The sequence below is a fragment of the Myxococcales bacterium genome, from assembly GCA_016717005.1.
Taxonomy (GTDB): Bacteria; Myxococcota_A; Polyangia; order Haliangiales; family Haliangiaceae; genus UBA2376.
This window is the reverse complement of the sequence record JADJUF010000001.1, coordinates 614063-633605: the sequence shown is the minus strand read 5'-3', so window position 1 is coordinate 633605 and position 19543 is coordinate 614063. Positions and strand designations below refer to the sequence as shown.

General features: G+C 73.8%; 21 protein-coding genes and 1 pseudogene. 14 read left to right on the top strand and 8 right to left on the bottom strand.

Translation table 11 applies throughout. The features are described from left to right. Positions 1-14 precede the first annotated feature (14 nt). Positions 15-965: a hypothetical protein gene (locus IPL61_02705; GenBank protein ID MBK9030244.1), complete on the bottom strand. Its 951-nt coding sequence runs from the start codon at positions 963-965 to the stop codon at positions 15-17. Between the two features lie 189 nt (positions 966-1154). Between IPL61_02705 and IPL61_02700 the strand changes: the two genes are divergently transcribed. The 3 genes and pseudogenes from IPL61_02700 (at position 1155) to IPL61_02690 (ending at position 3148) form a co-directional block, all read left to right on the top strand. Then, positions 1155-1745, top strand: a complete 591-nt coding sequence (locus tag IPL61_02700) for an RNA polymerase sigma factor (protein MBK9030243.1) — start codon at positions 1155-1157, stop codon at positions 1743-1745. Continuing rightward, positions 1738-2307 (top strand): annotated as a pseudogene (locus IPL61_02695) (FecR domain-containing protein). Before IPL61_02700 ends, IPL61_02695 begins: the two are co-directional and overlap by 8 nt. 340 nt (positions 2308-2647) lie before the next feature. Further along, on the top strand, positions 2648-3148 hold the full coding sequence (locus IPL61_02690; protein ID MBK9030242.1) for a hypothetical protein: 501 nt from the start codon (positions 2648-2650) through the stop codon (positions 3146-3148). A 6-nt stretch (positions 3149-3154) separates the two neighbouring features. Here the strand turns inward: IPL61_02690 and IPL61_02685 are convergent, their stop codons facing one another. Together IPL61_02685 and IPL61_02680 are read right to left on the bottom strand one after the other, a co-directional pair. Next, positions 3155-3754, bottom strand: coding sequence for a GNAT family N-acetyltransferase (locus IPL61_02685; GenBank protein ID MBK9030241.1), 600 nt, complete (start codon positions 3752-3754; stop codon positions 3155-3157). Continuing rightward, on the bottom strand, positions 3709-4194 hold the full coding sequence (locus tag IPL61_02680; protein MBK9030240.1) for a hypothetical protein: 486 nt from the start codon (positions 4192-4194) through the stop codon (positions 3709-3711). Before IPL61_02680 ends, IPL61_02685 begins: the two co-directional genes overlap by 46 nt. Before the next feature lie 55 nt (positions 4195-4249). Between IPL61_02680 and IPL61_02675 the strand changes: the two genes are divergently transcribed. From IPL61_02675 to IPL61_02665, 3 genes are read left to right on the top strand one after another with little or no spacing between them, the layout of a single operon-like run. Further along, on the top strand, positions 4250-6451 hold the full coding sequence (locus IPL61_02675) for a hypothetical protein (GenBank protein MBK9030239.1): 2202 nt from the start codon (positions 4250-4252) through the stop codon (positions 6449-6451). After that, complete coding sequence (locus IPL61_02670; protein ID MBK9030238.1) at positions 6448-7119, top strand: CPBP family intramembrane metalloprotease; 672 nt, start codon at positions 6448-6450, stop codon at positions 7117-7119. The genes IPL61_02675 and IPL61_02670 overlap by 4 nt, the downstream gene beginning before the upstream one ends. Next, on the top strand, positions 7116-7499 hold the full coding sequence (locus tag IPL61_02665; protein MBK9030237.1) for a CrcB family protein: 384 nt from the start codon (positions 7116-7118) through the stop codon (positions 7497-7499). The genes IPL61_02670 and IPL61_02665 overlap by 4 nt, the downstream gene beginning before the upstream one ends. Before the next feature lie 164 nt (positions 7500-7663). Here IPL61_02665 and IPL61_02660 read toward each other — a convergent pair whose 3' ends face one another. Beyond that, positions 7664-8614 (bottom strand): hypothetical protein, encoded by a 951-nt coding sequence (locus IPL61_02660; protein MBK9030236.1) that lies wholly within the window; start codon positions 8612-8614, stop codon positions 7664-7666. 215 nt (positions 8615-8829) lie between these two features. Between IPL61_02660 and IPL61_02655 the strand changes: the two genes are divergently transcribed. The 3 genes from IPL61_02655 to IPL61_02645 all read left to right on the top strand — a co-directional run bounded on the left by IPL61_02655 (position 8830) and on the right by IPL61_02645 (position 10840). Continuing rightward, on the top strand, positions 8830-10290 hold the full coding sequence (locus IPL61_02655; GenBank protein ID MBK9030235.1) for an SH3 domain-containing protein: 1461 nt from the start codon (positions 8830-8832) through the stop codon (positions 10288-10290). Positions 10291-10345: 55 nt separating this feature from the next. After that, positions 10346-10612: a hypothetical protein gene (locus IPL61_02650; GenBank protein ID MBK9030234.1), complete on the top strand. Its 267-nt coding sequence runs from the start codon at positions 10346-10348 to the stop codon at positions 10610-10612. A 66-nt stretch (positions 10613-10678) separates the two neighbouring features. Further along, positions 10679-10840 carry a hypothetical protein gene (locus IPL61_02645; protein MBK9030233.1) on the top strand — a complete coding sequence of 54 codons (162 nt, stop codon included), beginning with the start codon at positions 10679-10681 and terminating at the stop codon, positions 10838-10840. Here IPL61_02645 and IPL61_02640 read toward each other — a convergent pair. Continuing rightward, positions 10816-11133 (bottom strand): hypothetical protein, encoded by a 318-nt coding sequence (locus IPL61_02640; GenBank protein MBK9030232.1) that lies wholly within the window; start codon positions 11131-11133, stop codon positions 10816-10818. The two genes, IPL61_02645 and IPL61_02640, sit on opposite strands and share 25 nt — an antisense overlap. Beyond that, a complete protein-coding gene (locus IPL61_02635) occupies positions 11130-12077 on the bottom strand; it encodes a ParA family protein (GenBank protein ID MBK9030231.1) in 948 nt (315 codons plus the stop codon). The genes IPL61_02640 and IPL61_02635 overlap by 4 nt, the downstream gene beginning before the upstream one ends. A gap of 104 nt (positions 12078-12181) precedes the next feature. Between IPL61_02635 and IPL61_02630 the strand changes: the two genes are divergently transcribed. Both IPL61_02630 and IPL61_02625 read left to right on the top strand, forming a co-directional pair. After that, positions 12182-13336, top strand: a complete 1155-nt coding sequence (locus IPL61_02630) for an FIST C-terminal domain-containing protein (protein ID MBK9030230.1) — start codon at positions 12182-12184, stop codon at positions 13334-13336. Beyond that, positions 13333-14415 (top strand): HAMP domain-containing histidine kinase, encoded by a 1083-nt coding sequence (locus IPL61_02625; GenBank protein MBK9030229.1) that lies wholly within the window; start codon positions 13333-13335, stop codon positions 14413-14415. The genes IPL61_02630 and IPL61_02625 overlap by 4 nt, the downstream gene beginning before the upstream one ends. A 22-nt stretch (positions 14416-14437) precedes the next feature. Here IPL61_02625 and IPL61_02620 read toward each other — a convergent pair whose 3' ends face one another. Next, positions 14438-15442, bottom strand: a complete 1005-nt coding sequence (locus tag IPL61_02620; protein MBK9030228.1) for a hypothetical protein — start codon at positions 15440-15442, stop codon at positions 14438-14440. A 226-nt stretch (positions 15443-15668) separates the two neighbouring features. On the opposite strand from IPL61_02620, the gene IPL61_02615 reads away from it, so the two are divergent. The 3 genes from IPL61_02615 to IPL61_02605 are packed head-to-tail and all read left to right on the top strand — an operon-like array spanning position 15669 to position 18515. Beyond that, positions 15669-17186 (top strand): HAMP domain-containing histidine kinase, encoded by a 1518-nt coding sequence (locus tag IPL61_02615; GenBank protein MBK9030227.1) that lies wholly within the window; start codon positions 15669-15671, stop codon positions 17184-17186. A gap of 19 nt (positions 17187-17205) precedes the next feature. After that, positions 17206-17910, top strand: a complete 705-nt coding sequence (locus tag IPL61_02610; GenBank protein ID MBK9030226.1) for a response regulator transcription factor — start codon at positions 17206-17208, stop codon at positions 17908-17910. Further along, a complete protein-coding gene (locus IPL61_02605; protein ID MBK9030225.1) occupies positions 17907-18515 on the top strand; it encodes a DUF2007 domain-containing protein in 609 nt (202 codons plus the stop codon). The genes IPL61_02610 and IPL61_02605 overlap by 4 nt, the downstream gene beginning before the upstream one ends. 14 nt (positions 18516-18529) lie before the next feature. On the opposite strand, the gene IPL61_02600 is transcribed toward IPL61_02605, so the two are convergent. Next, positions 18530-19429, bottom strand: a complete 900-nt coding sequence (locus IPL61_02600) for a 1-acyl-sn-glycerol-3-phosphate acyltransferase (GenBank protein ID MBK9030224.1) — start codon at positions 19427-19429, stop codon at positions 18530-18532. Positions 19430-19543 lie beyond the last annotated feature (114 nt).

The following is a 19543-nucleotide window of genomic DNA, read 5'->3' as shown; positions in this document are numbered from 1 at the left end:
TCGCCGTCAGCGGGTCACGGCCGGGGGCCGGCGTCGGCGATGACCGCGGCCGCCGGCGACGACACGTCGTACGCGCCGCCCAGCCCGACCGGCGCGCCGTTGCCCCAGTAGTTGAAGCGCAGGTCGACGGCGGTGTTGGTGCCGACCTCGGAGATGTCCTTGGCCGGGTCGTTCTCGACGAAGTTGTTGAACTGGATGACGGCGCCGTCGGTGCCGCCGATCATCATCCCGTAGACCGCGGCGCGGATGTTCGAGTGGACGATCCGCAGGGCGGTGGCGCTGTTGATGTGGAGATCGCAGTGCTCGTAGCTGCCCATCGCCTCGCCGACCTCCGCGTACTCGAGCGTCATCGCGCCGCCGTTCTGGACGATGACGTCCCCGGACGAGGTCAAGATCTTGGTGTCGCGGATGACGACGTCGCCGGCCATGATCGTGACGCCGCCGTTGCCGACGCGCGTCAGGACCCCATGATCGATCAGCGCGTCGGCCTCGGCCTGCAGCGCCTTGTTCATGTCGGTGAAGGTGACGTGGTCGAGGACGCAGGCGGTGGCGCCCGCGTGGCAGTAGAGGAGGGTGGCGACGTTGGCGCCCTGCGCGTAGGTGAGCGTGGCGGCGCCGCCGCTGTCGACCACCACGCCGGCCCAGGTCATCGCGTCCGCGGTCGGGTTCATCGTCACCGGCGCCGCGGCGGTGCCGTCGACCAGGAGCGTGCCCGCCACGCGCAGCGTCGTGCCCATCCTGGCCTGGAACACCGTGCCGGCGGCGACCGTGACGGTGACGCCGGCCTCGATCGTGGCGTCGGCCACCAGGGTCACGGTGCCGGACCACGCCTGGTCGGCGGTGATCGCGCCGCTGATCTCACCGCTGGTCGGGAGCACGTCGTCGTCGCCGGTGGTGCCGTCGCCCACGGTACAGGCGATCAGTGAGGACGCGGCGAGGGCCAAGGCGAAGGTCGAAGTGCGCATGGACCCTGGTCGTAGCAACGCCCGTGCCGTCGTCCGCCGGCGGCGACGCAACCGGGCCGTGTGGTTGCGCGCGGCCGGCTGGGAGTCCGAACCCCGGGTGGGGCCGCCTACACCCGGCGCGGGCATCGCCGCGCACCGCTCGATGTCCGGGAACTTTCGGCGCGGTCGTCCGAGTATCACGGCGTGACCATGGCTGCCGCCAGCGCCGACCCGTCCGCCGGGGTCGCCCCGATCCGGGCGCGCGAGCTCGACGACGTGACCCTGCGGCGGGCGCAGCGGCGAGATCCGGCCGCGTGGCGGCGGCTCGTCGAGGTCTACCAGGCCCCGGTGTTCGCGCTGCTCGGGCGCATGGTGGGCGGGGGCCGGCGGTCGCTGGTCGAGGATCTGGCCCAGGACACGTTCCTCGCGGTGCTCGAGCACCTGCCGACCTGGACGCCGACGGGCCCCGCGCGCCTGTCGACCTGGATCCTCACGATCGCCTCGCGCCGCGCGATCGACGCGCTGCGCCGCCACGCGCCGGTGTCGATCGCCACCGTCGAGCTCGCGATCGATCCTGCGCCGGCGGCGATCCCGCGGCGCGAGCTGGCCGCGGCGATCGAGCGTGCGGTCGGCGGCCTGCCGCCCGAGTACCGCGCGGCGTTTCTCCTGCGCGAGCTGCACGGCCTCGACTACGAGGAGATCGCGCTCGCGCTCGCGATCGAGCTGGGCACCGTACGTTCGCGGTTGGCGCGGGCGCGCCAGGCGCTGCGGCGCGCGCTGGCGGAGGTGGCCCATGGCTGAGCATCCCGATGACGAGGTCCCCGAGCTCGACGCCGCCGAGCGCGCCGCGCTCGCGCGGTGGTCCCCGGCGCCGCCGCCCGATGACTTCGTCGACCGCGTGATCGGCGTCCCGGTCGCGGCGTCGACGTCGGCGCCGAGGCGCTGGCGCCGCCTGATCGGCGCGCTGGCCCTGGCCGTCGTCGCGGCCGCCGCGACCGCGACCGCGTGGCCGCGCGCGATCCAGCCGCTGGCGATCGCGGCCGCGTCGGTCGACGCCGGGCGCGACCGGCCCACGGTCGCGATCGGCGCGCGCGCGGTGGCGGTGCTCGAGCCCGGCGCCCAGCTCTCGTTCCTGGCCTCGCCCGCGCGCGCGCGGGTCGAGCAGCGAGCCGGCTCGGTCTTCTACCGGGTCGAACCCGGCCGCCGCTTCACGGTGGTCACCCCGGCCGGCACCGTCGAGGTCACCGGCACCTGTTTTCGCGTGGAGGTTCCGAGCATGTCGAGGCGAGCGATGTTGATGGGCGGCGCGATCGGCGCGGTGGTGGCGACCGTCGCGGTCGTCACCGTGTACGAGGGCAAGGTGCGGGTGGTGTCGAGTCGGGCCGCGCCGATCGAGGTCCGGGCCGGCGAGCAGGTCGCGGTCGGCGGCGATGGCACGGCCGCGATCGCGCGCACCGGCGGGGCCAGCGCGGCGGCGCTCCCGACCGCGCCGGGGGTGGCGGCGGTGGCCGACGATCCGACGATCGCGACCTTGACGCGCGAGCAGCTGGTCGCGCGCCACCGGGCGCAGCGCGCAGATCGCCGCGCTCGGCCAGCGGGTCCACGACCTCGAGGCCCGGCGGCCCGGCGGCCGGGACGGGCGCGACGTCGATCCGGTCGATCCGACCAAGGACGAGCTCCTGGCGTGGGCCAAGGAGTGTCGGGTGGCGATCGATCTCCCGCCGGTGAGCTCGCCGCGGGCGATGGAGCTGTCGCCCGAGGTGATCAAGGACCTGGGCCTGGGGGACGCGGACGTGATCGCCGCCAACGCGGTGTTCGTCCGCCTGCGCGCCGACTGGGCGACGCGGGTGCGCGGCTGGTACATCGAGGCGACCGGCGACGCCGCCGGCGCCGACGCGCTGTCGGCCGACGCGATGGGGCGCGAGCTCCAGGACAAGGCCATCCCGGGCGAGCCCGCCGCGGTGCAGCGCCGGCTGGCCCAGGAGCGGGCCGGGCTGGTGGCGCCGCCGGCCGATCTGTCCAAGGCGTCGCCGTTCGAGCGCTACTTCCGGGCCCTGGCCGATCACGGCAACGAGGCCGAGCGCATGTTGGGCGGCGCGATCGGCCCCGAGCGCGCACACCAGGTCCGCCGCCACGACGGCGGCTGGCCGATGCGGATGACGATCGCCGGCTGTGACGACGAGGACGGGGCGCGCACGCCGTGACCGGCCTCAGGCGCGATCGCCGCGGACGATCGCGTAGCCGTGCAGGTCGCGGAACTGAGCGCCGCGCTTGACGTGCCCGCGGCGCACGCCCTCGAAGGTCATGCCGACCGCGCGCAAGAGCGCGCCGGAGCGGTCGTTGCCGTCGAGGTGCTGGGCGTGGACGCGGTGGGCCTCGAGCACGTCGAAGGCGAACGTGATCGCCGCGGCGGCGGCCTCGCGCGCGTAGCCGTGGCCCCAGTGCCGCCGACCGAGCCAGTAGCCGAGCTCGGCCCGGGCGTGGCGCGCCGTCCAGCGCAGCCACACGACGCCCATCATCGTCGGCTCGCGCCGGCGCGCGATCGCCCAGGTCGGGCTGCCGCCGCTGGGCCAGTCGTCGATCGCCTCGCGGACCCAGTCGTCCGCGGCGGCGCGCGGGTACGGGTGCGGCATGTGCAGCAGGTACTCGGACACCGCGGCGTCGCTGGCGAGCGTGACGACCGCGCTGGCATCGGCCGCGACCAGCCCGCGCAGCCGCAGCCGCGCCGTGTCCAGCTCGGGCTGGGCGCTCGGTAGACGCCGCGTCAGCGCGGCGGCCGTGCGCCTGCGAAGTCCTGCTGGCTCTGGCATCCGGTCAGCGCGCCGCAGTCGGCGGCGCCGTTGGTGCGGGCGCGGTAGATCACCGAGCCCGCGAGGTTGTCGATCGTGAGGTCCGCCGTCATCTCGGCGTCGATCGTGTACGCGCACGCCCCTTGGCTGTTCGCGCGGGTCCCGACGATCGTGAGATCGACGCCGGCGCTGTCGACCGCGCCCGTGAAGACGTGGCCGCCGACCAGCACGTCGAGCGCGGTCCCGGCCAGGCCCTGGACGTCGCCCGAGGCCGAGCTGCCGCTCTGGGTGACGACCAGCGTCACCGTGCCGGCGACCGGCCCGACGGTCCAGTTGGCGATGGCGCAGCCGTTGTCGCGGTTGGTCAGCGCGATCGTGTAGGTGCCGGCCACGTCGGCGGGGTCGGCGTCGCTGCAGGCGACGGCCAGGATGGCGCAGGCGAGGATGGACCAGCGGGCCATGGTGCCAGTGTAACCCCGCCAGCGGTCGCGCCGCCCGGAGTATGCTGCCGGAAACGTGCCCCGCTGGTCGCCTCGTGCCTACAGTCGCCGGACCGGCGCGATCGTCGTGGTGACGGCGATCGCGGCCTGTGTCATGCAGCCCCGCGAGCCAGCGATCTCCACCGTCACCCGCGGCGGCCTGACCGTGATCACCCACGTCGAGCCGGGCGCGCGGGGCGTGGTCGCCGAGGCCTGGGTCGGGGGCGGGCAGGGCGGCGCCGAGGACGCGGTCGCGCACCTCGCCGAGCACGTGGCGATCGCCCAGGCCGGCGCCGCGGTCGTCGACGGCCGGGTCACGCCCGACGCGACGATCGTCCGGGCGGTGGCCCAGGACCTCGCCGGCGCGCTGGGGCCGATCTGGCGGACCATCACCGCCACGCGGGCCGAGCCGGTGGTGCTCGCCCACGAACGGCGCGCGGTCGCGGCCGAGGCCGGGGCCGGCCGGACCCGCGAGGTGACCGCGACCGAGGTCGAGCGCCACTGGCGCCGGGCCTGGCGGGCGCAGCGCGCGACCGTCGTGGTCCACGGCCGGTTCCAGCCCGAGGAGGTGGCGGCGTGGCTCGGGCCCTGGGCTGGCCGGGCCCGGGTCCGCTCGACGACCCGCCGCGCGGTCCGCGGGCGCGCGCGGCTGGTGCTGCCGGGGCCGGCGCCGACCGATCCGGCGACCCCGGCCGCGGCCATCGCCGCCGCCGCGGTCGGCGCGACCCTGGCGTCGGGCTGCTTCCTGGTCGACGCTCGCGCGCTGCTGCGCTGGCCCGCGCCCGACGACCGCGACGCCTGGCTCGCGGCGCGGCTGGCGGCGGCGCGGCTGCCGATCGCCGGCGCCGACGGCTGGGTCGGCGCGATCGCCGCGGCGCACCACGTCGTCGGCGACGCCGGGTGGCCCCACCGCTACCGCGCCGCCGTGGCGGCCACGCCGCTCGACGAGGTGCTCGCCGCGGCCCGCGCGCTCGAGCGGCAGGTGCGCGGCGCCGGCCACGCGGCGCCCCGGCGGCAGGCGCGTCCGGCGCCGAGCGCGCCCACGCGGCGATCGATCGGCGCGACCCGGCTGGTGGTCGCGCGCCGCGACGCGCCCGCGATCGCGTTCCGCTGGCTGTGGGCCATCGACGGTGACGGCGACCGGCTCGGCGCGCTGGCGGCCGCCGCGGTCGCCCGCTGCTTCGAGGCCCACGCGATCGACGGCACCGGCGGTCGCGCCGAGGTGGTCGTCGAGCGCGATCGGATCGGCGTCCGCGCGACCTTCGCCCGGGAGGCCTGGCGCGAGGGCGTGGCCGCGATCGCGGCCTGCGTCCGCGCGCCCGACCTCGGCGCCGCTGGCCACGAGCGCGATCGGGCGCGCCTGGCGGCGCTGGCGGCCGCCGTCGCCGACAGCCCGATCCGGCGCGCCCTCACCGCGTTCGCGCGCGCGACCTACGGCGACCACGCGCTGGTCCACGACGTCAGCGCCGCCGCGCCGCGGCCGGCCGCGGCCGACGAGGTCGCCGCGTGGTGGGGCCAGCGGCGGGCCCACGCGCCGACGGCGATCGCCGCGGTCGGCCCGCTCGAGCTGGACGAGCTGGTCGCGGCCGTGGCCGGCGACGGTGGCGGCGACGGTGGCGTCGCGCCGACGCCGCGCGCGCCCGGCCGCGCGCCGAGGCCCGGCGGCGCCGAGCTGTTCATCGACGGCCGCGCCGACGACAGCGCCGTGCTGGTCGGCTTCGATGCGCTGGCCGCGGGCGATCCCGATCGCGCCGCGCTCGACGTGCTGGCGGCGCTGCTGGCGACGGGCGGGGGGCCGCTCGCGCTGCCGTCGGCGGGCGGGACCGCCCGGGTCGCCGTGGCCGACACGCTCGACGCGGGCTACCTCGCGATCGTGTTCGCGCACCCACCCGATCGCGCGGCGCTGGTGGCCGAGGTCCGCGCGGCGCTCGCGGCCTTGGCGTCGCGGCCGCCGAGCGACGCCGCGGTGGCCGCGGCCCGGGCCGTGGTCGCGGCCCGCCGGCTCCCGAGCTCGGCCCGCGACGCCGACGAGCTGGCGCTCGCCGAGCTCACCGGCGCGCCGCCGCGCGCCGCCGCGCTGGCCGCGGTCGACGCCGCGGCGGTCGCGCGCGTGATCGCGCGGGTCGTCGTGCCCGCGCGCGCGGTGGTCGTCACGGTGCGTCCGCCCGACGACGCCCCGGCGGTGCGCACGCGGCGCCAGGCGCCGACGCGGCGCGGGCGAGGAGGTCGGCGCCGATGACGCGGCGCCGCGCGCGCGTGGGCTGGGCCGGCCACGGCGAGCTGAGCACCAGCCTGGCGCTGGTGTTCCCGCTGGTGCTGGCCTATGGGATCGGGGTCGCGATGACCCTGCGCGTGAACGCGGTCGACGGCGCCAGCCGTGGGCTGTGGTGGGCGTGCGGGCACGATCGCGGCCGCTACCTGCTCGCCTACGCGGCGCTCGCGCTCGGCTACCTCTGGTGGCTGCGCCGGCACCGGCGCGCCGACGTCGTGCGCGTGGCGGTGATCGCGCCGGTGGTGGTCGAGGCGGCGATCTACGCCTGCACCCTGGCGACGGTGGTGTGGTTCGTCGTCGCCCACCTGCCTGGGCTCGGCGCCGACACCGTGATCGGCGCGATCGGCGCCGGCGTCCACGAGGAGCTGGTGTTCCGGTTGATCGGCGTGGCGGGCTGCGCCGCGCTCGCGCGCCGGGCCGGCCTGCGCCCCCAGGTCGCGCTCGCGGCCGCCGCGGTGATCTCGGCGCTCGTGTTCGCGGCCGCCCATCACCTCGGCGGTGAGCCGTGGGCGGCGCGGGCGTTCGTGTTCCGCGCGGTCGCGGGGCTCGGCTTCACCGCGGTGTTCTGGTGGCGGTCGCTGGCCCACGCGGTCTACGCCCACGTGCTCTACGATCTGTGGGTCGCGGCGTCATGATCAGCCCCGGGCTCGCGGTCGGCGTGGCGGTGGCCGGCGGGCTCGGCTCGCTCGGTCGCTACGCGGTGGCGTCGGCGCTGGCCCCGGTGTCGGGCCGGTGGCCGTGGGGGACCTTGGTCGTCAACCTCGTCGGCGCCGCGCTGATCGGGCTCGTCGTCGCGGTGTGCGCGTCACGGCCCGACGGCGGGCGCGAGCGCGTCGTCCTCGCCACCGGCTTCCTGGGCGGGTTCACGACGTTCTCGAGCCTGGCGCTCGAGACCGTCGAGCTGATCGATCGCCGCGCGTGGTTCGCCGTCACCGCCTACGTCACCGTCACCGTGGTCTGCGGCGTCGCGGCCTGCGCCGCCGGGCTCGCGCTCGGCGGCATGTGGCGTCGCTGACCCGCCGTGCACGGCGGTCGAGCCGACGACGGTGGGCTCGCCCTCGGGCGCCCGACCGGGCCCAGCGCGGGCGCCGCCCGCGGCGTGCCACCACCTGTCCCCCCATCGGCTCCCCCAACGGCTGGTGCTGGCGCGGCGACGATCGTCGCCGCACCTCCAGCGGCTCACACGTTCAGCAGCATGTTGGTCAGGTAGAAGTCGAACTTGCAGGTCTTGAGCGTGGCGCTGCCGCCCTCGGACTTCACGATCGTCATCTGCTCGGGCGCGAGGCCCTCGAAGGTGATGTGGTAGAGATCCTTGCTCGTGGTCGTGTCGAGGTAGGTCAGCGAGCCGGTGGCCTCGTAGCCGCCGGCGCCGTCGGTCTTGCTCGCCTCGGAGTTCGCGACGTTGCGGAACCAGTCGATCAGGCTGCCCGCGTGGTGCAGCGGCACGTGGATCGACAGCTTCGGCATCTTGACCTGCGTCGGCATGTACTCCGGCAGCAGGAAGCGCCCGCGCTGGACCGCCTTGGCCCCGATCGTGACCGTGAGCGCCTCGATCTTGGTGGCGTGCGTGCAGTCGAACTTGGTCCCGTTGGACTCGAGCTCGAGCCGGAACGAGTTGTTCTGCCAGACCTTCTGCGCGCGCTCGACGCCCATCGGGATGGCCTGGCCCGAGCCGACGTTGAACGAGGCCGTCTCCGGCTGGACCTTGACCTTGAGGAGCGCCAGGTCCTTGCCCGCCGCGTCGAGGGCCGGGAACGCGATCTCGGTGACGAGCGCCCGCGCGAACTCCTGCTCGAAGCGCGACTTCGAGTTGGCGTCGGCGTGGAAGATGTGGCCGCTGAGGCGCTTGTGCACCCGGTTGTTGATGACGTTCTGGACGAACTTCAGCAGCGGGTTGGCCTGGCACAGGCCGACCTCGAACGTGATCGGCTCGACGGTGCGGGTCGCCAGGTGGTTGCGGGGCTGGTTGAATGAGCCCACCTGCTCCTTGGTGGACTCGATCTTGGGCAGGCCGCCTTCCACGTTCTTCAGGTACGACGACACATCGATGGGCGAACCGCCGTCCTCTTCGAGCTGTAGCCCGAACCTGCCGACGGCGTAGCTCTTCTGATTCACTTTGCTCTGGGACATGCGGGCGGGCTCCTGCGCCGATGATATCGCGTTCCTAGTACGGACGTCGCCCGTCGATCCTCCCCTCCCCGGACTTCGCTGGCGCCGCCAGCCCTGGGGGACCGCCCCCCAGGCGGGGCGCGGATCTCGCGGCGCGCTTTCGTGATTCTGGTCAGTTACGCCTTCGATCGAGGTTGCCACCTGCCTCGGCACGAAGGTTGTAGGAGAATAGCGGCATGCCGCGTGTCGATCTCGCCCGCCTGTCCCGGGGCGCCGCCGTCGTCCTGGTCGCCGCTGCCGCCCTGCTGGGGGGCTCGGTGGCCCACGCCGAGCGCGTCCGCACGACCGACCGGGTCAAGGTCTACCGCAACACCGGGGAACAGTCGGGGGTCGTGACCAAGGTGGCGGAGGGCACGACGCTCAAGGTCCTCAAGACCGAGGGCCGCTGGCTCAAGGTCCGGGTCAACGGCCGGACCGGCTGGATCACCCGGTCCAACGTCACCTCGCTCGATGACGACGACGTGCCCCGCAACACCCGGCGGCGCCCGTTCGTCGATGGCCGCTCGACCCGGCGCGGCTGGGGCGACGGCGCGCCCGAGGATCGGGTCGGGGCCGACGCGACCGATCCCGACGACGGCGACGCCGGCGATGACCAGGGCGATCGCGGCGGCGGCACGGCGCGCGGGCGCGACGATGACAAGGGCGGCGGCGACGACGAGGACTGCGACGACTGCGACGAGCGCGATCGGGGCGACGACGACGTCGACGCGGTCGCGATGGTGGTGGTGACGGCGCCCCGGACCAAGCTCTACCCGCGCGCGTCGCGCAAGGCCAAGTCGAGCCGGACGCTGCGGCGCGGCGCCCGGCTGATCGTGCTCGAGCGCGACGCCGACTGGGTCCGGGTCGAGTTCGACGACGACGCCGGGTTCGTGCGGGCCGACGACGTCGCCGACGCCGACGCGCGGCCGCCGCGGGTGGCGCGCCAGATCTTCACCAAGGCGCGGCTGGGCTTCGCCAGCCTCGGCGGCACCTTCACGTCGGACGGCCCCGCCGCCAATCCGCTGGCGCGGTACCAGCTCGGCTCGACGGCGATCAGCGTCAACCTCGGCGTCGAGGTCGCGTACGCGTACAAGCGCGACTACTTCCTCGGCGGCGGCGTCGAGTACCTCGGGTGCGTCGCGACGCCCGGCATCCGCTACGGCAGCGAGGACATCGGCTTCAAGACCCACGACGTCGACCTGCGGGTCATCGGCGGCTACGACCTGCGCGATCGCCGGGGCACCGTCGTCTGGGGCCGGGTCGGGTACCACGTCGGCATCCTGTCGATGTCGAACCTGATGAACGCCGCCAACATCCCGTCGGAGACGTTCCGCGGCCCGGCGATCGGCGCCAGCGTGACCATGCCCCGGCTGACCCCGACGATCGGCGTCGCCGCCGCCCTCGACCTGGTGTACCCGGGCACCCGCAGCCAGACCCAGGGCAACGAGGACGGCGCCCTCGACGGCGCCATGGGCCTGATGGCGGGGCTGACCGGCGCCTACGCGTGGAAGCCGGCGTGGAACCTCGAGGCGGCCTACCGGTTCGGCTACGCCAAGACCGCCTGGACCGGGCCCTCGAACCGCGGCACCGGCTCGAACGCGGCCGAACGGGTCGACAAGAACCACGTCGTCACCGTCGGGCTCGCCCGCACGTTCTGACAGCGACCGGCCCCCGCCCGCGGCGCCGGTCCGATCGAGTAAGCTCCGCCCCGCCATGATCGACCCGGATCGCGACTACGCCGACTACCTCGACCGCTTCCACGCCGCCGTCGGCGACGTCGCGGTCGGCGCGTTCGTGAAGCACCAGGGCCACCTGATCCAGAAGCTCGACGCGGCGGCGTTCGCGGGCCGCTACCGCGAGTACCTCGACCTGGCCGGCCACTACCTCGAGGGGATCGAGCGCGGCGACACCGTCAACGATCTGGTCGTGAAGATGATCCGCGATCACGCGGCGCAGCTCGTGCTGACCGCGCCGCTGTGACCGCGCCGCTGTGACCGCGCCGCTGTGACCGCGCCGCTGTGACCGCGCCGCTGTGACCGCGCCGCTGTGACCGCGCTGGGCCCGCGCTGGGCCCGCGCCGCTGGGCCCGCGCCGCTGGGCCCGCGCTGGGCCCGCGCCGTGACGGCGATGGCCGCGGCCGCGGTGCCCCGCGGCGGTGCCCGCGCGGCGGTGCCCGCGGCCCGCTACTGGCGCGGGACCGGCAGCTGATCGAGATCGAGCTGCGCCAGCGCCAGCCGGATGAGCTGGCTCTTGTTGGCCTTGGTCCAGCCGCGGCGCTTGAGCTCGGCGACCTTGGCGTCGAGCTCCTCGATGTCGCGCGTGTACATCGAGATGCAGATGACCTTGTAGTGGGTCGGCCGCTTGGTCGCCTCGGCGCGCCGGCGGCGCGGCGGCGCGTCCGCCGGGGCGGCGCGTCCGTAGAAGTCTTCGCGCAGGATCAGCTCGGCGTCGGCCAGCGGATCGTGCGCGAGCAGCTTGTCTTCCTTCATGGGCGACCTCACGCGGCGACCGTGGCGTCGCCGGTCGTCTGGTGCTGCGTCGCCGACGAGGCCAGGAGCCAGTCGACGACGCGGTTGTAGTCGGCCGCGCCGTGCGACTGCGGCGCGTACTCGAAGATGCTCTTGCGGTGGCTGGGCGCCTCGGCGAGCTTGGTGTTCATGCGGATCGGCTCGAGGCACTTCTGCTTGAAGTGGCCCTGCAGCGTCTCGTAGACCTCGCGCGCGAGGCGGGTGCGGCCGTCGTAGAACGTCGGCAGCACCGCCGACACCCGGACGGCGTGGCCGAGGTGGCGCTCGACGTCCTTGATCGTGCGCAGCACCTGCTTGACGCCGACCAGCGCCAGGTAGTCGCAGGTCACCGGGATGACGACCTCGTCGGCGTACGACAGGGCGTTCTGGTTGAGCAGGTTGAGCGACGGGCCGCAGTCGATGAACACGTAGTCGTAGCGGCGCGACACCTGCATCAGGTTGAGGCGCTTGGTCATGATCCGCGACCGCTGCGCCGGCTCCTGGCGCGCCAGCCAGATCTCGGCCGCGGCCAGGGTCGCGTCGCTGGTGATCACGTCGAGGTGCTGGCGGACCGGCACCGCGACCTCGGTCGGATCCATGCCCTCGACCAGCACGTGGTACAGCGACTTCTCGCCGGCCACGCCCAGCGACACGCCGACGTTGCCCTGGGCGTCGGTGTCGACCAGGAGCACGCGGTGGCCGCGCTCGGCGATGCCCGCGGCGAGGTTGACCGAGGTCGTGGTCTTGCCGGTGCCACCCTTCTGGTTGAGCACCGCGACCCGACGCGCGCGCTGGGCCCGGAAGGCCTCGTCGCCGAGGCCGCCCTTGCGACAGTCGAGCGAGCAGTAGTAGCCGCGCTGACCGTCCCCGGTGACGGCGACCTGGTACACGAAGGCGGGGCGGAACGACTGTCCGCAGACGCTGCAGAGCTTCTCCATGCCCTTATGGAAGCGACGGGAAGCGTCCGCGGGCAACTTTTCGGCCGCGCACCCCGGACGAATCGCCGCGAGACAGCGCCGACCGGCTGTGGTGTGATGACCTCGTGGCCAGCGTCGCGCCTACGATCCGCCGCGCCGTCGTGCCGGCCGAGTCGGCGGCGCAGGTCGCCGCCGAGCTGCGCGCCCGGCTGGCGCCGGTCGCCGGCGAGGTGGTGCTGGTGTTCGTGACCAGCCGCCTCGATCCGGTGGCGGTCGCGGCGGCGCTGGCGCGGGCCCTGGCCCCGGCCCGGGTGGTCGGCTGCACGTCGGTGCGCGAGGTCGCGGGCGCCTCGGTCGCGGGCACCGCGATCGGGCTGGTGTTCGGCCCGCCGGCGTTCCGGATCGGCGTCGGCGTCGCCGCGCGGCTGGCCGGCGGCCCGCTCGGCGCCGGGCGCGCGGCGGTGGTGGCGGCCGCGGCCGACCTCGGCATGACGGTCGACCAGCTGACCAGCCAGCGCCACGTCGCGATCGCGCTGGTCGACGGCCACTCGACCGCGGCCGAGGGCTTCTGCCTGGGCAGCGGCGCGGCGGCGCCGCGCATCGGCATGGTCGGGGGCGTGTCGTCCGACGATCGCGCCGGCGCGCCGCACGCGGCGGTGTTCGCCGACGGGCTCAGCCTGCAGGACGCGGGCGTGGTGATCATGCTCGAGACCGATCGCCCGTTCGCGGCGCTCCTGTGCGAGCACATGGTGCCGACCCAGGAGCGGGTCGTGGTCACCGGCGCCGACCCCAGCCGGCGGCGGGTGTCCGAGCTCGACGGGTTCCCCGCGGCCCCGCGCTACCTCCAGCTCGTGCGCGGGCAGGGCGCCGACGGCCCGCTCACGGCCGCGCTGGCCGCCGAGTTCCCGTTCGCGATGTACGTCGACGGTCGGCCCTACGTCCGCTCGATCCGCGACATCGACGGCGACGAGCTGGTCATGGCCGCCGCGGTCGATCTCGGCGCGGTGCTCCGGATCATGCGGCCGAGCGATCTCGTGGCCCGCACCGCGGCCGCGCTCGCCGATGCGCACGCCCAGGTCGGGCCGCTCGAGCTGGTGCTCGCGTTCTCCTGCACCGCGCGCAACCTCGAGGCCGAGCGCAAGCGCACCCGCGACGCGCTCGATCGGGTCTACGCCGACGCGCCGGTGTTCGGCTTCGACAGCTTCGGCGAGCAGTTCGGGCCGCTCCTGGTCAACCACACGCTGGTGGCGCTGGCGATCGGCGCCGAGGCGGCGCCGTGAAGCGCCCGGGCCGCCGTCGCGCCAGCACCGGCGATCCGCCGGCGTCGCCGCCGGCCGAGCCGGCCGAGCTGGCCGAGCCCGACGTGGCGATGCTCGAGGCCGAGCTGCGCGCCGCCCGCCGCACGGTCGAGGTCCTGATCGCCCGCACCGAGCGGCGCGCGCTCGAGCCGTCCCAGGCCGAGCTGTTCGAGGTCGCGGCGCGGATGGAGCAGCAGATCGAGCGGCGCACCCGCGAGCTCGAGGAGAAGCGCGCCGAGCTCGAGGCCCTGACCGGCAACCTCGATCAGATCGTCCGGCAGCGCACGCGCGCGCTGGCCGAGTCCGAGGCCCAGCTCCTGCGCAAGAACGCCGAGCTCGAGCGCCAGAGCCAGCTCAAGGCCGAGTTCATCTCGATCGTCGCCCACGAGCTGCGCACGCCGCTGGTCAGCATCGTCGGCTACCTCGACCTCCTGGTCGAGGGCAAGTTCGGTCCGCTCGACGACGCCCAGGAGCGACCGGTCGCGTCGCTCAAGCGCAACGCCCACCGGCTCAAGCGCCTCGTCGACGAGATGCTCGACTTCTCGCGGCTCGAGGCCGGGCGCGCGCGGCTGGTCCGCGCGATGGTCAACCTCGGCGAGATCGCGTCCGACGCCACCACCGAGCTGCGGCCGCTGGCCGATCGCAAGCACCAGTCGGTGACCGCCTCGCTCGCGCCGATCCGCCCGATCTCGGCCGACCCCGACAAGATCCACCAGATCATCGTCAACCTGGTGTCCAACGCGATCCGCTACACCCCCGACGGCGGCACGATCACGGTCACCGTCGACGACGCGCCGGTCGCGGTGTTCGCCGGTGACTGGGCCCGGCTGCGCGTCCGCGACAACGGCATCGGCATCCCGGCGGCCCATCGCCACCGGATCTTCGAGCCGTTCACCGACGTCCAGCCCGCCAAGCACCACACCTCGGCCGGCCCCGACTCGGCCGGGCTGGGGCTGTTCATCGCCCGCGGCCTGGTCGAGCTGCACGGCGGGCTCATCACGGTGGACTCCGAGGAGTCGGTCTTCACCGAGTTCACCGTGCTGCTGCCGCGCGCTACCTGACGCGGCGGCCGCCCCCCCGGCGCTACTTCTTCTTGCCGGCCTTCTTGGCGGCCGGCTTCTTCGCGGGCGCCGCCTTCTTCGCGGGCGCCGCCTTCTTCGCAGGCGCCGGCTTCTTCGCGGGCGCCGCCTTCTTCGCAGGCGCAGGCTTCTTCGCGGGCGCCGGCTTCTTCGCGGGCGCCGGCTTCTTCGCGGGCGCCGGCTTCTTCGCGGGCGGCTTGGCGGGGGCCTTGGCCGCCTTGGCCGCCTTGGCTGCGGGCGCCTTCACCGCGGGCGCCTTCACCGCGGGCGCCTTCACCGTGGGCGCCGCCTTCGCGACCGGCGCCACCTTGACCGCCTTGCCCTTGACCGGCTTGGACTTCTTCTTCTCCTCGGCCAGCCGGGTCGTGACCACGCGCTGACCCTCCTCGGTCCGCGCCGCGGCGGACCCGCGGGCCTTCGTCAGCGCGCCCTCGATGTCGCTCTCGGAGCGGATGATCACGGGCCGGGCGTCGTCGTCCTTCTTCTTGGGCCGCTTCTTCTTCTTCACGTCCCGCGGCGCCGGGATCTCACTGATCCCGGGCATCTGCTGGGCCAGGTCGACGCGGTTGTGCACCAGGATGCGCGGGTCCGCCTCGTTGCGGAACACCATCGCGACCTTGTTGTCGGGCAAGAGCTCGATCACAAAGCCGATGTCGAACTTCGGGTGCGCGACCACGTCGCCGATCTCGTAGGTGTCCCGGATCGAGTACGAGCGACAGTTGCCCAGATCGGCCTCGGTCGCACGGCTGACGGCGTCCTTCCAGGAGATCCGGGGCGACGTCGAGGGCTTCCGCCCTGACGGCTCCGCGCTCCCTTCCTCCGGGGCATCGCCTCGGGGCTTGCGGTACGCGTGGACCTCGCCACAGACCACGCACTGCACGCGACGAACCTCGTCCTCGTACATGCTGATGATCGTGTGGGTCGTGTCCGCCTTGCAGCGCGGGGATGGACAATACGCCTCGATCTCGCCACCGACCTCGTCCACGTCTTCGTCGAAGATGGAGTCCATCCCAGCCTTCCTTGGCTTTGCACGTGGGGGCGAATTATCAGGACGCCGCGGCGCCGTTTGAGATTCTAAGTTACTGAAAAAACTCACCCGATGCGTTCATCCGTGCCCCACTCCGGATGGCCGCGGCGAGTCAGCTAGCGTCCTAACACACGGCGCGATTGCTAGCAACCATACCCACTTAGAAGATCGCCCCAAAAGATCCCACCCGCGCTATAACCCGCCGCCGGTGCGCCGCATCCTCGCGATCAACGCCTTGATCTTCGCGGTGTTGGCCTCGGCCTCGGCGCTGGCCTACTACGGCTACAGCTACACCGCCGAGGCGGCGTCGCGGGAGCGGGCCCTGATCGCCGACACCATGCGCGAGCTGGCCGAGGAGAAGATCATCGGCATCGAGAGCCCGATCGTCGAGGCGGACGAGAAGCTGTTCGCGACGATCGACCCGGACCGGCTGCCGGACCTCGCCCAGATCGTGCGGACGTTCGCCGCGCCGGTGGCGTCGGTGTTCGTGCTCGGGCCTGATCTCAAAGTTCTTCCAAGCGGTTACGTCTCGAGCCGGGCGGCCGAAGAGGGCCTGTCGTTCCTGGCGTTCTTCGAGGAGACGGTGGTCCCGACGCTGCCGCTGGCGACGCTGCCCGAGGGCCAGCGCGGGCACGTCCACCAGATCATCGGCGCCCGCCCGTACCTCTTCTCGTTCGTCCGGAGCCGGGCCCAGGGCAAGGTCTACTACGTGGTCGTCGAGACCGACCTGAACCACCTGGTGGCGTCGGTGTTCCCGCAGTTCTTCGGCGTCCGCTCGCCGCGCCTGTACCAGGTGGTCGACGCCGCGGGCGAGCTGGTCTACGGCGTGCCGTTCCGCGACTCGAGCGCGGTGGTCGAGCTGCCGTTCGTCGACACGGTGTCACAGTGGAGCCTGCGCGTGACCCAGCGCGACGCCCCGACCCAGGCCGCCCGCGGCCGCCGCAAGCTGATCGACTTCGTGCTGATCGGCCTGGCCCTCGCGGTCATCACGTCGGGGCTGGGCGTGCTGCTGCTGGCGATGCGGCGCGAGCGCAAGGCCAACGAGCTCAAGAGCGAGTTCATCTCGAACGTGTCGCACGAGCTCAAGACGCCGCTGTCGATCATCAGCATGTTCGGCGAGATGCTGGCGCTGGGCCGGGTGCGCGGGCCCGAGCAGGCCACCGAGTACGCCGACGTCATCTGGCGCGAGAGCGTGCGGCTGGCCCGGCTGATCGACAACGTCCTCGACTTCGCGAAGATCGAGCGCGGCGTCGACGTCTACGAGTTCGCGGACGGCGACGTCGGCGAGGTCGTGGCCCGCGCGGTCGAGCTGTCGACCCACCGCCTGGCCAACGCCCACATGACCGCCGAGCTCGAGATCGCGCCCGAGCTGCCGAGCGCGCGCATCGACGGCAACGCGCTGACGCTCGCGGTGCTGAACCTGATCGACAACGCGATCAAGTACGCCGCCGAGGGCCAGCGCATCGTGATCACGGTCGGCGGTGCCGCCGAGGTCGCGATCGCGGTGCGCGATTTCGGCCCGGGGGTCGAGGCCGACGAGCACGTCCGCATCTTCGAGCGGTTCTACCGGGCCCGGGCGGTGCGCCTGCGCCCGATCCGCGGCTCCGGCATCGGCCTGGCGCTGGTCGAGCACATCGCCCGGGCCCACGGCGGGCGGGTCGCGGTCGCCTCGACGCCGGGCGCCGGCGCCACCTTCACCATCACGATCCCGGCCGCGCCCGGATGATCGCGCGGGCGTGGTATCACTGGCCCGCGTGGTGACCGAAGCCAGCAAGCGGATCCTCATCGTCGAGGATGAGCCCGACATCGTCCGGGGCCTGCGCGACGCGCTGTCGTTCGAGGGCTTCACCGTCGAGGCCCGGGGCACCGGCGCCGACGGGCTGATCGCGGCCGCCGAGTGGCTGCCGGATCTGGTGCTGCTCGACCTGATGCTGCCCGACGACAACGGCTACCGCGTGTGCGAGGCGCTGCGCGCGCGCGACCCGGTCGTGCCGATCATCATCCTGACCGCCAAGGCCCAGGAGGCCGACAAGGTCCGCGGGCTCGACGCCGGCGCCGACGACTACGTCACCAAGCCGTTCTCGGTGGCCGAGCTGATCGCCCGGATCAACGCCATCTTCCGGCGCCAGAGCCGCCTGGCCGCCACCGACGAGTCGTTCGCGATCGGCCCGTGGACGGTCAACGCCCGCAAGCACACGCTGACCCGGGGCCGCCAGAGCAAGCGCCTGACCTTCTACGAGCTCGAGGTGCTGAAGCTCCTGCGCGAGCGCGCCGACGAGGCGGTGTCGCGCGAGGAGCTGCTCGACAAGGTCTGGGGCGTCTCGGCGGCCTCGACCAACCGCACCGTCGACAACTTCATCGTCAAGCTGCGGCGCAAGCTCGAGGAAGACCAGAAGAACCCGCGCCACATCCTCACCGTCTACGGCCTCGGCTACAAGCTGGTGCCGTGACCGACCGCCGGGTCCGGATCGCGACCTGCCGCGACAGCGCCGAGGCGGCGCTGGTGCGCGCGGTCCTGACCGCCCACGACGTCGCGGTGTACATCGGCGGCGAGCACCACGCGGCGATGGTCGGCCTGGGCGCGGCCGCGATCTCGATCGACGTCTGGGTCGATCGCGACGACGCCGACGACGCGCTCGAGCTGATCCGCGAGCTGCGCGAGGGCGGCGAGGGGGCGCTGGCCGACGACGAGATCCCGGCCGACGACACCGCGCCCCGCGCCGACGAGGTCGAGCCGGGCGGGGCGCTGGTCCGCTCGCCGGTCGACACGCTGACCCGGCTCGGGCGCAACAAGCGCGTGCTGCTGGCGGCGCTGGTCGGGCTGACGCTCCAGCACGGCACCGCGCACCTCTCGGCCCGCGCCTGGAAGCGCGGGCTGGGCCTGGCCGCGATCCAGGTGGTCGGCTGGCGCCACCTCGCGGCCGGCAACCTCAGGCTCGCGGCCGGGCTGGTGGTCGGCGCGATCGTCGCGGATCTGGTCGGCGCGTTCTGGCAGATCGTCCGCACGACCGGGGTCGGCGGCGACGCCCTGCCGGCCGCGCGCGCGCGCGGCTGACGGCCCGCGCGGGCTCAGCCCTTGCGCGCGTACAGGCGATCGTGATCGCGGTTGACGATCCAGCGGGGGTCGTCGTCGGCGATCTCCCCGGCCTTGCACCGCGCGCGCAGCTCCTTCTCGCGCGTGGACAGCGCCAGGATCTCGTTGCGGAACAGGTCCGCGCACTTCTTGTAGAGCGCCGGCCGCGGCTTCTGCGCCAGGTACTCGCTGTAGTCGATGGGCCGGCCGAAGATGGCGATCACCGGGCGCTCGCGCCGGATGTCGGCCTTGTAGTTGGTGCGGAACTCGCTGATGAAGTCGTTGTAGAGGCCGCCGATCCACACCGGGATCACGATCGGCTTGGCCTGCAGCGCGATCTGGCCGATGCCGGGCATCGCCGGCAGCATCTCGTACGGGTCGCTGCCCTTGTTGCGGGTGCCCTCGGGGTGGACCCCGACCACCGCCCCGGGGTTGGCGAGCATCTCGACCAGCTTCTCGACCGTGGCCTTGTTGGCCGCCGTGCGCTCGCGCTGGCGGAACACCGGCGGGTACATCGCGCCGGCGGCGACGCCCCAGTTGACGAGCATGCCCAGCGGCTGCTCGTAGAAGAAGTTCGAGCGCACCGGGAAGTTGATCGACCGGATCCACGGCGTGCGCGCCAGGTACAGGCCCAGCAGCAGGGAGTACTGGTCGAAGAAGCTGCGGTGGTTCGACGCGATGAGCAGGCCGCGGTCAGGCGCGAGGTTGACGATGTCGTCGATGCCCTCGAACAAGCACCGCTGGGCCATGCCCAGCCGGACCCAGGGGTAGGTGATCCCCCGCAGGAAGTGATCTTGCAGGACCTTGCCGACCGGGTGCTCGTTGGTGACGGCGGCCAGGCGCATCGCAAACTTCTCGATCCGGGTCAGGTCGGCGGGCGTGGCGTGGTCAGCCATGGCGGCCTCAGGTACCACAACCCCCGGCGGCCACGGCAGGGCCACGTATTAATAGGTGGCGCGGCGATCGCACCCGCGGCGCGGCGGGCCGACCGGGAGTGCGATCTCGTGTCG

Bases quoted from the DNA above. Each gene is read 5' to 3' on its own strand.
- IPL61_02620 (MBK9030228.1), bottom strand. From the start codon at position 15,442: ATGGACTCCATCTTCGACGAAGACGTGGACGAGGTCGGTGGCGAGATC.
- IPL61_02650 (MBK9030234.1), top strand. From the start codon at position 10,346: ATGATCGACCCGGATCGCGACTACGCCGACTACCTCGACCGCTTCCAC.
- IPL61_02685 (MBK9030241.1), bottom strand. From the start codon at position 3,754: ATGCCAGAGCCAGCAGGACTTCGCAGGCGCACGGCCGCCGCGCTGACG.
- IPL61_02655 (MBK9030235.1), top strand. From the start codon at position 8,830: ATGCCGCGTGTCGATCTCGCCCGCCTGTCCCGGGGCGCCGCCGTCGTC.
- IPL61_02660 (MBK9030236.1), bottom strand. From the start codon at position 8,614: ATGTCCCAGAGCAAAGTGAATCAGAAGAGCTACGCCGTCGGCAGGTTC.
- IPL61_02705 (MBK9030244.1), bottom strand. From the start codon at position 965: ATGCGCACTTCGACCTTCGCCTTGGCCCTCGCCGCGTCCTCACTGATC.
- IPL61_02600 (MBK9030224.1), bottom strand. From the start codon at position 19,429: ATGGCTGACCACGCCACGCCCGCCGACCTGACCCGGATCGAGAAGTTT.
- IPL61_02670 (MBK9030238.1), top strand. From the start codon at position 6,448: ATGACGCGGCGCCGCGCGCGCGTGGGCTGGGCCGGCCACGGCGAGCTG.
- IPL61_02680 (MBK9030240.1), bottom strand. From the start codon at position 4,194: ATGGCCCGCTGGTCCATCCTCGCCTGCGCCATCCTGGCCGTCGCCTGC.
- IPL61_02700 (MBK9030243.1), top strand. From the start codon at position 1,155: ATGGCTGCCGCCAGCGCCGACCCGTCCGCCGGGGTCGCCCCGATCCGG.
- IPL61_02635 (MBK9030231.1), bottom strand. From the start codon at position 12,077: ATGGAGAAGCTCTGCAGCGTCTGCGGACAGTCGTTCCGCCCCGCCTTC.
- IPL61_02665 (MBK9030237.1), top strand. From the start codon at position 7,116: ATGATCAGCCCCGGGCTCGCGGTCGGCGTGGCGGTGGCCGGCGGGCTC.